Here is a 13267-nt window from a genome sequence, read left to right as displayed (position 1 = left end):
CCCGCCGCGACTCGCGAAGGAGAGTTGACGTGGCCGACCACGCCGCCACCCTGCCGTCCCCCGTCCGCAAGACCCCGGCCGATTCCCGGGTGACCCTCGCCCACATCATGAGCGAGCACGACACGAACCTGTACGGGACCATCCACGGCGGGGTCGTGATGAAGCTCATCGACGACGCCGCCGCGGCGGCCGCCGGGCGCCACGCGGACGGTCCCGCCGTGACCGTGTCGGTCGACCGGATGACCTTCCTCGCCCCCGTCCGCTCCGGCGACCTGCTGAGCGTCCACGCCGAACTCGTCCGGGCCGGCCGCACGTCGATGACCGCCGAGGTCCGCGTCACCGCCGAACGCTGGAACGCCTCCGGCCCGACCGCCGAGGTCGCCACCGGCCGCCTCAGCTTCGTCGCCGTCGACGCCGACGGGCGCCCCCGCCCCGTACCGGCGCTCGACCTGCCCGATCCGGCCGGCGCCGACCGACCGGTGGGCGCCGGGTGACGGCCGGCTGACGGCGCTCCCGCTGCCCCGTTCATATAGAACGGATCCGCCCGGAGCTTCAAGAGCGTCCAGGAGAGGGCAAGGTCACAGCTGTGCGGACTGCTGCTCCTTTGTTCCCCTGACCTAGCATCCGAGCATGACAGTCCTTCCCGACGACGGGCTTGCCCTCGCCGCCGATTTCTCCGACGCGTCCCGTGAGCAGTGGCAGGGCCTGGTGGCCGGCGTCCTGCGCAAGTCGGGCAAGGACGTCGAAGGCGCGGCAGCCGAGGACGCCCTGTCCACCACGCTGGAGGACGGGCTTCGCGTCCGTCCGCTGTACGCGGCCGACGACGCCGCGCCCGAGGCCGGCTTCCCCGGGTTCGCCCCGTTCGTGCGGGGCGGCCGCCCCGAGGGCGGCACCCTCGGCGGCTGGGACGTACGGCAACGGCACACGGCCGCCGACTGCGCGGCGGTGCTGGGGGACCTGGAGAACGGCGTCACCTCGCTCTGGCTGGTCGTCGGCGACGGCGGCATCCCGACGGACGCGCTCGACACGGTCCTCGACGGCGTCTACCTCGACCTCGCGCCCGTCGCCCTCGACGCGGGCGACCGGACCGAGGACGCCGCGGCGGAGTTGCTGCGGCTGTACGAGCGCCGTGGCGTCGCCCCCGAGGCGGCGCGCGGCACCCTGGGCGCCGACCCCCTCGGCCTCGAAGCCCGTACGGGACGGTCGTCCGGCTTCGCACCGGTCGCCGCGCTCGCCCGGCGGTGCGCCGAGGAATACCCGGGGCTGCGGGCGCTGACCGTCGACGCCCTGCCGTACCACGAGGCCGGCGGTTCCGCCGCGGAGGAGCTCGGCTGCTCGCTGGCGACCGGCGTCGCCTATCTGCGGCAGCTGACCGACGCGGGCCTGGACATCGAGCAGGCCTGTGGCCAGCTGGAGTTCCGTTACGCCGCCACCGCCGACCAGTTCCTCACCATCGCGAAGCTGCGGGCGGCGCGCCGGCTGTGGGCCCGGGTCGCGGAGGCCTGCGGGGCAAGCGGCGCGGGCGGGCAGATCCAGCACGCGGTGACCTCGCCGGTGATGATGACCCGCCGTGACCCGTGGGTGAACATGCTGCGCACGACGGTGGCGACCCTGGCCGCCGGGGTGGGCGGGGCCGACGCGGTCACCGTGCTCCCCTTCGACCACGCGCTCGGGCTGCCGGACGCCTTTGCGCGCCGGATCGCCCGCAACACCTCGACCATCCTGATCGAGGAGTCGCACCTGTCCCGGGTGATCGACCCGGCGGGCGGCTCCTGGTACGTCGAGCGCCTCACGGACGAACTCGCCCACGCGGGCTGGGAGTTCTTCCGCACCCTCGAACGTGCGGGCGGGCAGGCGGCCGCGCTGCGGTCCGGCATGGTCCGGGACCGCCTCGCCGCGACCTGGTCCGCCCGGGGCGCGAAGCTCGCCACGCGCCGCGAACCGGTCACCGGCGTCAGCGAGTTCCCGCACCTGACCGAGAAGCCCGTCGTCCGCGAGCCCGCCCCCGCCCCGCCGTCCGGCGGGCTGCCCCGCGTCCGGCGCGACGACGCGTACGAGGAGCTGCGCGCCCGCTCCGACGCGCACCTCGCCGCGACGGGCGCCCGCCCCCGCGTCTTCCTCGCCACCCTCGGCCCCGCCGCCGCGCACACGGCGCGGGCCACGTTCGCCGCCAACTTCTTCCAGGCGGGCGGCATCGAGGCCGTCACGGAAGGCACCTTCGAGGAGAGCGGGGCGGCCGAGGTCTGCCTCTGCTCCAGCGACGCGCTCTACGAGGAGGGGGCCGCGGCGCTCGCCGGGGAGCTGCGGGCGGCGGGGGCCGGTCACGTGTTCCTCGCGGGCCGCCCCGGACCGTACCCGGACGCCGACACGTACGTCTTCGCCGGCTGTGACGCCGTCGCCGTGCTCTCCGCCACGCTCGACCGCATGGGAGTCTCCTGATGTCCATCCCCGATTTCTCCGCGATCGACCTGGGGACCCCGGCCGCGCACGGCAGCGCCGACGACTGGCGGACGGCGGTCAAGAAGGCGGCCGGCGGTGACGACCTGCTCTGGGAGACCCCGGAGGGCATCGCCGTCAAGCCGCTCTACACCGGTCGGGACCTGGAGGGCCTGGACTTCCTGGGCACCTACCCAGGCATGGCCCCGTACCTCCGCGGCCCGTACCCGACGATGTACGTCAACCAGCCCTGGACGATCCGGCAGTACGCGGGATTCTCCACCGCCGAGGAGTCCAACGCCTTCTACCGGCGCAACCTGGCGGCCGGGCAGAAGGGCCTGTCGGTCGCCTTCGACCTGCCGACCCACCGCGGCTACGACAGCGACCACCCGCGGGTGACCGGCGACGTCGGCATGGCGGGGGTGGCCATCGACTCGATCTACGACATGCGGCAGCTCTTCGACGGCATCCCGCTGGACAAGATGACCGTGTCGATGACGATGAACGGCGCCGTGCTGCCGGTGCTGGCGCTGTACATCGTGGCGGCCGAGGAGCAGGGCGTGCCGCCCGAGAAGCTGGCCGGGACCATCCAGAACGACATCCTCAAGGAGTTCATGGTCCGCAACACGTACATCTATCCGCCGAAGCCGTCGATGCGGATCATCTCCGACATCTTCGCCTTCACCTCGCAGCGGATGCCCCGCTACAACTCCATCTCGATCTCCGGCTACCACATCCAGGAGGCCGGGGCGACGGCCGACCTGGAGCTGGCGTACACGCTCGCCGACGGCGTGGAGTACATCCGGGCCGGGCGCGAGGCGGGGCTGGACGTGGACGCGTTCGCGCCGCGGCTCTCCTTCTTCTGGGCGATCGGCATGAACTTCTTCATGGAGATCGCCAAGATGCGGGCGGCCCGCCTGCTGTGGGCGAAGCTGGTGCGGGAGTTCGACCCCAAGAACGCCAAGTCGCTGTCGCTGCGCACCCATTCGCAGACCTCCGGCTGGTCGCTGACGGCGCAGGACGTCTTCAACAACGTGACGCGTACGTGTGTCGAGGCGATGGCGGCCACCCAGGGCCACACCCAGTCGCTGCACACCAACGCCCTCGACGAGGCACTGGCGCTGCCGACCGACTTCTCGGCGCGGATCGCCCGCAACACCCAGCTGCTGATCCAGCAGGAGTCGGGCACGACCCGGACGATCGACCCGTGGGGCGGCAGCGCCTACGTGGAGAAGCTGACGTACGACCTGGCGCGCCGGGCCTGGCAGCACATCCAGGAGGTGGAGGCGGCCGGCGGAATGGCGCAGGCCATCGACGCGGGCATCCCGAAGCTCCGTGTGGAGGAGGCCGCGGCCCGGACGCAGGCCCGGATCGACTCCGGACGCCAGCCGGTGATCGGCGTGAACAAGTACCGGGTGGAGACCGACGAGCAGATCGACGTGCTCAAGGTCGACAACTCCTCCGTGCGCTCCCAGCAGATCGCGAAGCTGCGGCGGCTGCGCGAGGAACGCGACGAGACGGCCTGCCGGGACGCGCTCGACGCGCTGACCCGGGCCGCCGGGGGCGAGGGCAACCTGCTCGAGCTCGCGGTGCGCGCGGCGCGCGCGAAGGCGACGGTCGGCGAGATCTCCGACGCCCTGGAGAAGGTGTACGGGCGGCACGCGAGCCAGATCCGTACGATCTCGGGTGTGTACCGCAACGAAGCCGGTGAGTCCCCGTCCGTCGAGCGCACCCGTGGCCTGGTGGACTCCTTCGCCGAGGCCGAGGGGCGCCGTCCGCGCATCCTGGTCGCCAAGATGGGTCAGGACGGCCACGACCGGGGCCAGAAGGTGATCGCCACCGCCTTCGCCGACCTGGGCTTCGACGTGGACGTCGGCCCGCTGTTCCAGACCCCGGGCGAGGTCGCGCGCCAGGCCGTGGAGGCGGACGTGCACATCGTGGGGGTGTCGTCGCTGGCGGCCGGTCACCTCACGCTCGTACCGGCGCTGCGGGAGGAACTCGCCGCGGAGGGGCGCGAGGACATCATGATCGTCGTCGGTGGGGTGATCCCGCCGCAGGACGTGCCGACGCTGCTGGAGATGGGCGCGGCGGCCGTGTTCCCGCCCGGGACGGTGATCCCGGACGCGGCGCACGACCTGGTGCGGCGGCTGTCGGCCGGCCTCGGGCACGACCTGTGATCGACGTCGACGCGTATGTGAAGGGTGTTCTCGACGGGAAGCGGGCGATCGTGGCCCGTGCCATCACGCTCGTCGAGTCCACCCGCCCCCAGCACCGCGCGCTGGCGCAGCGGTTGTTGACCGAGCTGCTGCCGCACAGTGGGAAGGCGCGGCGGATCGGGATCAGCGGTGTGCCGGGGGTCGGGAAGTCGACGTTCATCGACGCGTTCGGCACGATGCTGACCGGTCTGGGCCATCGGGTCGCCGTGCTCGCCGTCGATCCGTCGTCGAGCCGTACCGGGGGTTCGATCCTGGGCGACAAGACGCGGATGGAGCGGCTCGCCGTGGACCCGGCGGCCTTCGTCCGGCCCTCCCCCACCGCCGGGACGCTGGGCGGGGTCGCCAAGGCGACCCGTGAGTCGATCCTGGTGATGGAGGCGGCGGGGTACGACGTGGTGCTGGTGGAGACCGTCGGGGTGGGGCAGTCCGAGACCGCCGTCGCCAACATGGTCGACTCGTTCCTGCTGCTCACCCTCGCGCGGACGGGCGATCAGCTCCAGGGCATCAAGAAGGGCGTCCTGGAGCTGGCGGACGTCGTGGCGGTCAACAAGGCGGACGGCCCGCACGAGCGGGACGCGCGCGCGGCGGCCCGGGAACTGGCGGGGGCGCTGCGTCTGATGCAGGGCAGGGACGCGGCCTGGACTCCGCCCGTCCTCCACTGCAGCGCCCGCGAGTCGAGCGGTCTGGACACCGTCTGGGAACGCCTGGAACAGCATCGGGCGCTGCTCGACGGGACCGGCAGCCTCGCCGCCCGCCGCCGTGACCAGCAGGTCGACTGGACCTGGACGATGGTGAGGGACGAACTGCTCGGCCGTCTGCACGCCGATCCGTCCGTACGCGCGCTGGCGCCGGCTCTCGAGCAGCGGGTGCGCGCGGGCGAGTTGACGGCGACGCTGGCCGCCGAGCGCATCCTGCGGGTGTTCGAGGACGCGACCGGGGCGGCGGGGCGCGGGGCGGACGACGCCTGACCGCGCCGTGACCCCGGGCCGGGCGGTCCGGGGTCCGGGCGGTGGTCGGTCAGGCCCGGGCAGTGGTCGGTCAGGCCGGGGCGGTGGTCAGGCGGTCCAGGGCGCCCGCCTTGGCCTGGGCGACGAGGTCGGCGAACTGCTCCTCGCTCATCTGCACCTGCTGCCCGAAGTCGTCGGTGATGCGGACCCGCTTGTCGTCGGGCGCGTCGGCGTCCACGAAGAGCTGCGGGCAGCCGCAGTCGCACTTCCCGCAGAAGGTCGCGATCGGTTCCGGGCTCGTGTCGGGCATCTGGGGCACCTCGCCGGTCGGAGTCAGGGTCATTCCCGTAGAGAGGGATGCCCAGCCCCGGATCCGCGCCAAACCCCGGGCCCCGCGCGGCTCACAGCATGACGTGCTTGGCCTGGGTGTAGTCCAGGAGCCCGGCCAGGGAGAGGTCGCTGCCGTAGCCGGAGTGCTTGACGCCGCCGTGGGGCATCTCGGAGACGGTGGTGCCGTGGGTGTTCACCCACACGATGCCGGTGTGCAGGGCCCGCGTCGCGCGCATCGCGCGGGCGTGGTCGGCGGTCCAGACGCTCGCGGCCAGGCCGAAGCGGACGTCGTTGGCGAGCCGGAGGGCCTCGGCCTCGTCCCCGAACGGCTGGACGGTGACGACGGGGCCGAAGATCTCCTCCTGGACGATCTCGTCGTCCTGGCGCACTCCGGCGACGACGGTGGCTTCGTGGAAGAAGCCGGGGCCGGGCAGCGGCTGCCCGCCGGTGACGATCTCGGCGTGGGCCGGGAGCCGGTCGAGCAGGCCCCGTACCGAGGCGAGCTGGCGGGCGTTGTTGAGCGGGCCGAAGCCGGTGCCGTGCTTCCGCGTGGCGGCGGCGAAGGCCGTGAGGAAGGCGTCGTGCACCCGGCGGTCCACCAGGATCCGGGTGGGCGCGGTGCAGTCCTGGCCGGCGTTGTAGAAGGCGACCGCGGCGAGGGCGTCCGCGGTGGCGTCGACGTCCGTGTCGGCGTGGACGACGACCGGGGCGTTGCCGCCGAGTTCGAGGTGGACGCGCTTGAGGCCGGCCGCGGCGGCGGCCGCGATCTCCTGTCCCGCGCGGACGCTGCCGGTGACCGCGATCAGGGCGACGTCCTGGTGGGTGGTCAGGGCGCGGCCGGTGTCGCGGTCGCCGCAGACGACGTTGAGGACGCCGGGCGGCAGGTGCCCGGCCGCGATCCGGGCCAGGAGCGAGGCCGAGGAGGGCGTGGTGTCGGCGGGCTTGAGGACGGTCGTGTTGCCGGCGGCGATCGCCGGGGCGATCTTCCACGCCGCCATCATCAGGGGGTAGTTCCAGGGGGTGATCTGGGCGCAGACGCCGACCGGTTCGCGGCGCAGCAGCGAGGTGCGGCCCTCGGTGTACTCGGCCGCGGCGGCGCCCGGCAGGTTGCGGGCGGCGCCGGCGAAGAAGCGGACGGCGTCGACGACGGCGGGCAGTTCGTCGGCGAGGAAGCGGTCCGGCGGCTTGCCGGTGTCGCGGGTCTCGGCGGCGGCCAGGGCGTCGGCGTGCGCTTCGAGGGCGTCGGCGATGCCGAGCAGGGCCCGCTGCCGGGTGGCGGGGGTGGTCGTGGACCAGTGCGGGTAGGCCGCGGCGGCCGCCGCGCAGGCGGCGTCGGTGTCGGCCGGGCCGGAGCGCGGGGCGTGGCCGTGGACGAGGCCGGTGGCCGGGTCGACGAGTTCCGTCGTCGCGCCCGAGGCGGCCGGGCGGTCCGCTCCCCCGATGTGGTTGGTGACCGGGTCAGCCATGGCGCAGCACCTCCCGGGCCGCGGCGCGTCCGGTGCGTACGGCTCCTTCCATGTAGCCCGCCACCCACTGGTCGGATCCGCAGACGTAGAAGGGCGGTTCGTGGGTGCCGTGCCGGGGGCCGACGGCCATGACGTCGCCGGGGGCCCACTGGGTGACGTACCCCTGCGTCCACGGGTCGGTGCCCCACAGCCGGAGGTGGGTGGCGAGCGGGCGGTGGGCCTCGTCGCCGTAGAGGCGGGCGATGTCGGCGAGGAGTTCGGGGGCGCGCAGGGCGTCGGGGGTGCCGAGCAGGACTCCGTAGCGTTCGGGCGGGACGAGGGCGGAGAGGATGCCCTCGCTCTGCGGCCAGGTGCTGCCGACGACCCCTTCGCATTCGGAGAGGCCGCTGCGGCCCTGGGCGCGCCAGAACGGCTTGTCGTACACGGCGACGAACTTGGCGGCGAGCGCGTGGCGTTGGCGGTGCAGCGAGGCGAGGCGCCCGTCGGAGACGCCGGTGACGCGGACCGAGCGGAACGGGCCGGCGGGCAGGGCGCTGACGACGGCGCCGGCGGTGAGGGTCTCCCCGCCGGCCAGGCGTACGGAGCAGCCGCCGGGCCGTCGTACGGCGACCGCGTCCACGGGCGTGCCGGTGCGGACCCGGGCGCCGAGGGCGTCGGCCAGGCGGAGGGCGACGGTGGCCGAGCCCTCGGCCACCCGCAGGCCCTCCCACGCCTCGTAGTCGTAGGGGACGGGGCCGGGTACGGCGGCGTGCTTGCGCAGGGCGGCGAGCAGGGAGGTGCGTTCGCAGGAGCCGTCGGCGAGGGCGAGTTGGCCGATCTCCCAGAGGCGTACGACGGCCGGGGTCGCCCCTTCCGAGCGCAGCCAGTCGCCGACGGAGAGCCGGTCGAGGGCGGTGGCGTCGGGGTGGGACCACGGGTCGTCCGGGTCGACGGTCCGGGCGAGCGCGGCGAAGGCGGCGGCGGTCGTGGCGTGGCGGGTCTCGTCGCCGGGGCCGAACCAGGGGGGCGGGTCGTCGTCGGAGACGGACTCGGGCGTGGCGCGGGTGAGGGCTCCGGGCTCGGCGACGTAGCTGGGGACGAGGGTGAGGCCCAGTTCGGCGACGAGGCCGGTGTAGGCGGTGTGGGCCCGGCCCACCACCTCGCCGCCGAGCTGGACCGGGCGGCCGTCGGGGAGCGCGGTCTGCTCGACGCGGCCGCCGACCCGGTCGCGGGCCTCGACGACGAGGACGTCGGCTCCGGCCCGGGCCAGGTCACGTGCGGCGGCGAGCCCGGCGAGTCCGGCGCCGAGCACGATGACGTCGTGGTTCATGGAGGGGTGTTCCTTCGGTCGGGCCGCCCGTACGTATGCGGACGTACGGACGTACGGGCGGACAGGCGGGCGGGCGGGTCAGTCGAGGACCAGGCAGTGCTCGGGCTTCCAGGCGATCTCGACCCGCTCGCCGCCGCACCACCGGTCCTCCATGCGGGAGCGGTAGGTGTTCTGCTCCAGGACGGACACGGTGACGCCGGGGGCCAGTTCGATGAGGTACGTGGTCGTGGGCCCGGAGTAGACGGTCTCGCGGACGACGCCGGCGACCTTGGCCATGTCGGGTTCGAAGTCGGAGAGCCAGATCTTCTCGGGGCGGATGGAGAGGCTGACCCGGCTGCCGTCGGGGACGCCGGGCCGGAGGCCGACGGGCAGGGCCGCGCCCCCGTCGAGGACGACGCGGCCGGTGCGGTAGGTGCCGGGGACGAGGTTGGAGGTGCCCATGAAGGAGGCGGTGAAGGTGCTCGTCGGGCGCTCGTACACGTCCTCGGGCGTGCCGCACTGCTCGACGCGTCCCTCGTTCATGACGGCGACGCGGTCCGACATGGTCAGGGCCTCGTCCTGGTCGTGGGTGACGAAGACGAAGGTGATGCCGACCTCGCGCTGGATCTGCTTGAGCTCGACCTGCATCCGGCGGCGGAGCTTGAGATCGAGGGCCGCCAGGGGCTCGTCGAGCAGCAGCACCTGGGGGCGGTTGACCAGGGCCCGGGCCAGGGCCACGCGCTGGCGCTGGCCGCCGGAGAGCGTGGGCGGCTTGCGGCCGGCCAGCCCGCCGAGCTGCACGAGATCGAGCATCTCGGCCACCCGGGAGCGGATCTCCGCGCGGCCGACCCCCTTGCGTTTGAGGCCGAAGGCGACGTTGTCGGCGAGCGAGAGGTGGTCGAAGAGGGCGTAGCTCTGGAAGACGGTGTTGACGTTGCGCTTGTCGGGCGGGAGGCCGGTGACGTCCTCGCCGTCGAGCAGGACGCCGCCTTCGGTGGGGTCGGCGAAACCGCCGATCATCCGCAGCAGGGTGGTCTTGCCGCAGCCGGAGGGCCCGAGAAGGGAGAAGAACTCCCCCGGTGCGATGTCCAGGGTGATGCCCTGGACGGCGTAGGTGCCGGCGGCGTACCGCTTGCCGATCCGGTCGAGCCGGACGGCGGGGCGGGGGGACGGCCCCGGGTCCGGGGACGACTGCGCGGGCGGGTCCGCCCGCGGGTCCGGTGTCGGGGGCGACTGCGGGTCCGGTGTCGGGTCCGCCTGCGGGTGCGGGGGCGGCTGGTGGTCCGGCTGCGGCTGCGGGGACGGGTGGGGCATGGGGTCACTTCCCGGAGAGCAGATCGAGGCCGCCGCGGCGGCCGAAGAGGCGCGGGATGGCCAGGGCGAGGGCGATGAGCCCGATGGATCCGGCGAGCATCAGGGTGCCGACGGCGTTGATGGTGGGCAGGACGCCGAACCGGATCGCCGAGTAGATGCGGACGGACAGCGGCTGCGGGTCGACGCCGGTGGTGAAGTACGCGAGGACGAAGTCGTCGAAGACCAGGGCGAAGATCAGCACCGCGGACGCGAGGATGCTGGGGAGCAGCGCGGGCAGGGTCACCAGGCGCAGGGCCTGCCGCCGGGTGGCGCCGAGGTCCATCGCGGCCTCTTCGACCTCGGGGTTCAGCGCCGCGATGCGGGAGCGGAGGATCACCGTCACGTAGGAGATGGAGAAGGTGATCTCGGCGAGCATCACGGTCGTGGTGGACAGGGTGATGCCGAGCCCCTTGAAGAGGAGCATGGCCGCGACGCCGGTGACGATCTCCGGCGTGATCAGCGGGACGAGCATGACCAGGCCGGCGAAGGCGCCGAGGCGGCTCCGGCCGCGGACGAGCCCCAGGGCCAGGGCCACGCCGAGGACCAGCGAGCCGGCCATGGCGACCAGGGACACCTCCAGGCTCATGCCGAGCGATTCGAGGAGGACGTCGTCGCGGAGGAAGGCCCCGTACCAGCGGAGGCTGAGTCCGTCGAGGACGGTGAGGGACTTCGCCGAGTTGAAGGAGAAGAGGACGACGACGGCGACGGGGAGGTAGAGCAGCGCGAAGAAGACGACGGTGACGGCGATCGCGAAGCGCGGCGGGCGCTCCGCGCCGCGGCGGCGCCGGCGGGGCGGCCCGGACGGCACGGTGGGGGCGGGCCCGTGGGGCCGGGCGGCGGGCGGACCGTCCTCGCGGGGCGGGCGGTGCGCGGCGGGGCGGAGGGTCATCGGGCGGCCTCCGCCTCGTCCTTGCGGGTGCGCCGCAGATAGCCGAGCAGGCCGAGGAACAGGACCGCCATCAGCAGCATGGTGAGGGCCGAGCCGAGCGGCCAGTTCTGGCCCTGGAAGAACTTGTCCTGGATCAGGTTGCCGATCATGATCTGGTCGGGTCCTCCCATGAGCTGGGCGCTGACGAAGTCGCCCATGGCGGGCAGGAAGACGAGGACGCAGCCGGCCGCCGCGCCCTGCCGGGTGGCGGGGACGGTGACGAAGAGGAAGGTGCGCAGCGGGCCGCCGTAGAGGTCGCGTCCGGCCTCGATCAGCGAGAGGTCCATCCGCTCCATGGCCGCGTACAGCGGGATGATCATGAAGACGACGAAGCCGTAGACGAGTCCGGCGACGACGCCCGTGCCCGTCTGCAGGATCTTGGTGTCCCCGTCGGCGAGGCCGGTCGCGCGCAGTGCCCGGAGCAGCGGCCCGTCGTCGGAGAGGACGACCGACCAGCCGTACATCCGCACCAGGTAGTTGGCGAAGAAGGGCACCACGATCGCGGCGACCAGCAGGTTCTTGAAGCGTCCGCCGCGCAGCGCGATGGTGTAGGCGACCGGGTAGGCCACGGCGAGGCAGATCACGCAGGTGATCAGGGCGTAGCCGAGGGAGCGGAGCAGGACGGTGCGGTACGCCGGATCGGCCAGGGCGGCGATGTTGCCGAAGTCGAGCCCGAAGCGCGGATTGCCGAGCGGGTCGGTGGTGCCGAGCGCCAGGGTGGCCACGAGCAGCAGGGAGGCGACGAGGAAGCCGGTCATCCAGAGGGTGCCGGGGAGCATGAGCCAGGTCCACAGGCGCGTCTGCGCCCGGGAGCCGGGGTGGTGGTGGGGGCGTCGTGCCATGTCAGCCCGCCTTCACAGCGGTCCAGGCGGCGTCGCGGGCCTTCTCGGCCTCGGCGGTGCCGTTACGGAAGAAGAGGTCGGCCTTCAGATCGGCCGCGGTCACCAGACAGTCGGGGAACGGTTCCACGAGCGCGGCGTAGGTGTCCTCGCTGCCGCGGACCGGCATGGGGTAGCCGATGTACTCGATGTTCCGCCGTACGTTCTCCGGGCGGAGCATGTAGTCGATGAAGAGCATCGCGGTGCCGGGGTGCCGGGCGTCGACGGGGATGGCGTAGCAGTCGGAGTTGACGGGGGCGCCCTCGCGGGCCGTTTCGAAGCCGAAGACCCGGGGGTCCTTCGCCTGGGCGAGCATGGCGGCCATGTCACCGCTCCAGGCCTGCGTCATGTCGGCGTTGCCGTTGAGCAGGTTGTTGTAGCTGTCGCTGGAGAAGCCGCGCAGCCGGGGGCGGAGGGAGCGCAGCGTGTCGGTGACCTCGTCGAGTTCCGCGCGCTCGCCCGTGGTGAGGTCGTGGCCGAGCTTGAGCGCGCCCAGGCCGAGCACCTCGTCGCGGTCGTCGAGGACGAAGACCCTGCCCCGGGCACGGTCGTTCCACAGGTCGTCCCAGGAGCCGGTGAGATCGCCGAGGCGGTCCCTGCGCCAGCCGATGCCGGTCTTGTACATGGTGAAGGGGACGGTGTGCGCGGAGCCGGGGTCGTACCACGGGTCGGCGAAGTAGTCGTAAGCGCCGAAGACCGCCTCGGCGTTCCTCAGCCGGGAGTGGTCGATGCGCCGCAGCCGGCCGCCGGCGGTGAGGCGCTCGGCCCATTTCGCGGTGGGGAAGATGATGTCGTAGCGGTTGCCGGCGTTGAGCTTGGCGGTCATTCCCTCCATGGAGTCGAAGTTGGACTGGACGACCTTGACGCCGTACTCCTTCTCGAAGCCCGCGAAGACGGCCGGGTCGACGAAGTCGGCCCAGTTGAAGTAGACGAGGTCGCCGTCGACCTCGACGTCGATCGGGGCCTCCGCGGCGGCGCGGGCGGCCGCGTCGTCGACGGGGGCGAATCCGCAGCCGGCCGCCGTGAGTCCGAGGGCGGCGGAGGCTCCGACGCCGGTGCCGGCGCGGAGGAACGCCCTTCGGGAGAGCGGGGGCCGGGGGCGGAACGAGCGGGGTGACGGGGGCTGTGCCTCGGGGGACATCGGTGTCCTCTCCGTAGGGCCGCAGGGGGACGGCGGGGGACGAACGGTGCGCGGCGTGGCGCGTTCGGCTACGGGCGGGGGCGGTTCACCCCTCCGCGGCGACGGGACCGGCCGGGGCCGGCCAGGTCGACGGGGTCAGCGGGTTCGACGGGGTCAGCGGGTTCGACGGGACCGGGGGGATCGGCCGGATCGACGGGGCAGCCGGGTCGGCCGGGTCGGCCGGGTCGGCCGGGTCTGCCGGGTCTGGCCCGTCCGCCGGGGGGCCGGCGCGGCCCACCCGTACG

Annotated in this window: 11 protein-coding genes; 4 read left to right on the top strand and 7 right to left on the bottom strand. The window is 73.4% G+C overall.

Annotated elements, in window-relative coordinates; all coding sequences use genetic code 11:
* Positions 1–29: 29 nt before the first annotated feature.
* The 4 genes from ACFZBD_RS22425 to meaB all read left to right on the top strand — a co-directional run bounded on the left by ACFZBD_RS22425 (position 30) and on the right by meaB (position 5620).
* On the top strand, positions 30–494 hold the full coding sequence (locus ACFZBD_RS22425; RefSeq protein ID WP_391142081.1) for a hotdog domain-containing protein: 465 nt from the start codon (positions 30–32) through the stop codon (positions 492–494).
* A 136-nt stretch (positions 495–630) separates the two neighbouring features.
* A complete protein-coding gene (locus tag ACFZBD_RS22420; protein WP_391142079.1) occupies positions 631–2439 on the top strand; it encodes a methylmalonyl-CoA mutase family protein in 1809 nt (602 codons plus the stop codon).
* A complete protein-coding gene (gene scpA, locus ACFZBD_RS22415; RefSeq protein WP_391142077.1) occupies positions 2439–4613 on the top strand; it encodes a methylmalonyl-CoA mutase in 2175 nt (724 codons plus the stop codon). Before ACFZBD_RS22420 ends, scpA begins: the two co-directional genes overlap by 1 nt.
* On the top strand, positions 4610–5620 hold the full coding sequence (gene meaB, locus ACFZBD_RS22410) for a methylmalonyl Co-A mutase-associated GTPase MeaB (protein WP_391142075.1): 1011 nt from the start codon (positions 4610–4612) through the stop codon (positions 5618–5620). The genes scpA and meaB overlap by 4 nt, the downstream gene beginning before the upstream one ends.
* 70 nt (positions 5621–5690) lie before the next feature.
* On the opposite strand, the gene ACFZBD_RS22405 is transcribed toward meaB, so the two are convergent.
* The 7 genes from ACFZBD_RS22405 to ACFZBD_RS22375 all read right to left on the bottom strand — a co-directional run bounded on the left by ACFZBD_RS22405 (position 5691) and on the right by ACFZBD_RS22375 (position 12983).
* Positions 5691–5909 carry a hypothetical protein gene (locus tag ACFZBD_RS22405; protein WP_391142073.1) on the bottom strand — a complete coding sequence of 73 codons (219 nt, stop codon included), beginning with the start codon at positions 5907–5909 and terminating at the stop codon, positions 5691–5693.
* Between the two features lie 91 nt (positions 5910–6000).
* The gene (locus ACFZBD_RS22400) at positions 6001–7395 is read right to left on the bottom strand and encodes an aldehyde dehydrogenase family protein (protein WP_391142069.1); all 1395 of its coding nucleotides are present in this window, start codon (positions 7393–7395) and stop codon (positions 6001–6003) included.
* Positions 7388–8704, bottom strand: a complete 1317-nt coding sequence (locus tag ACFZBD_RS22395; protein WP_391142066.1) for an FAD-dependent oxidoreductase — start codon at positions 8702–8704, stop codon at positions 7388–7390. The genes ACFZBD_RS22400 and ACFZBD_RS22395 overlap by 8 nt, the downstream gene beginning before the upstream one ends.
* A gap of 78 nt (positions 8705–8782) precedes the next feature.
* Positions 8783–9997: a polyamine ABC transporter ATP-binding protein gene (gene potA, locus ACFZBD_RS22390; RefSeq protein ID WP_391142064.1), complete on the bottom strand. Its 1215-nt coding sequence runs from the start codon at positions 9995–9997 to the stop codon at positions 8783–8785.
* Between the two features lie 4 nt (positions 9998–10001).
* Positions 10002–10925, bottom strand: a complete 924-nt coding sequence (locus ACFZBD_RS22385; RefSeq protein ID WP_391142062.1) for an ABC transporter permease subunit — start codon at positions 10923–10925, stop codon at positions 10002–10004.
* Positions 10922–11806 (bottom strand): ABC transporter permease subunit, encoded by an 885-nt coding sequence (locus ACFZBD_RS22380; RefSeq protein ID WP_391142059.1) that lies wholly within the window; start codon positions 11804–11806, stop codon positions 10922–10924. The genes ACFZBD_RS22385 and ACFZBD_RS22380 overlap by 4 nt, the downstream gene beginning before the upstream one ends.
* A 1-nt stretch (position 11807) precedes the next feature.
* Positions 11808–12983 (bottom strand): extracellular solute-binding protein, encoded by a 1176-nt coding sequence (locus ACFZBD_RS22375; RefSeq protein ID WP_391142057.1) that lies wholly within the window; start codon positions 12981–12983, stop codon positions 11808–11810.
* Positions 12984–13267: the final 284 nt, after the last annotated feature.

Origin of the sequence: Streptomyces sp. NPDC008121 (assembly GCF_042957155.1) — a bacterium.
Taxonomy (GTDB): Bacteria; Actinomycetota; Actinomycetes; order Streptomycetales; family Streptomycetaceae; genus Streptomyces.
This window is presented reverse-complemented; position numbering and strand designations above follow the sequence as displayed.

Excerpts from the sequence above, each read along its gene's own strand:
- ACFZBD_RS22420 (WP_391142079.1), top strand. The coding sequence starts at position 631 with ATGACAGTCCTTCCCGACGACGGGCTTGCCCTCGCCGCCGATTTCTCC.
- scpA (WP_391142077.1), top strand. The coding sequence starts at position 2,439 with ATGTCCATCCCCGATTTCTCCGCGATCGACCTGGGGACCCCGGCCGCG.
- ACFZBD_RS22405 (WP_391142073.1), bottom strand. The coding sequence starts at position 5,909 with ATGCCCGACACGAGCCCGGAACCGATCGCGACCTTCTGCGGGAAGTGC.
- ACFZBD_RS22400 (WP_391142069.1), bottom strand. The coding sequence starts at position 7,395 with ATGGCTGACCCGGTCACCAACCACATCGGGGGAGCGGACCGCCCGGCC.
- ACFZBD_RS22395 (WP_391142066.1), bottom strand. The coding sequence starts at position 8,704 with ATGAACCACGACGTCATCGTGCTCGGCGCCGGACTCGCCGGGCTCGCC.
- potA (WP_391142064.1), bottom strand. The coding sequence starts at position 9,997 with ATGCCCCACCCGTCCCCGCAGCCGCAGCCGGACCACCAGCCGCCCCCG.
- ACFZBD_RS22385 (WP_391142062.1), bottom strand. The coding sequence starts at position 10,925 with ATGACCCTCCGCCCCGCCGCGCACCGCCCGCCCCGCGAGGACGGTCCG.
- ACFZBD_RS22380 (WP_391142059.1), bottom strand. The coding sequence starts at position 11,806 with ATGGCACGACGCCCCCACCACCACCCCGGCTCCCGGGCGCAGACGCGC.
- ACFZBD_RS22375 (WP_391142057.1), bottom strand. The coding sequence starts at position 12,983 with ATGTCCCCCGAGGCACAGCCCCCGTCACCCCGCTCGTTCCGCCCCCGG.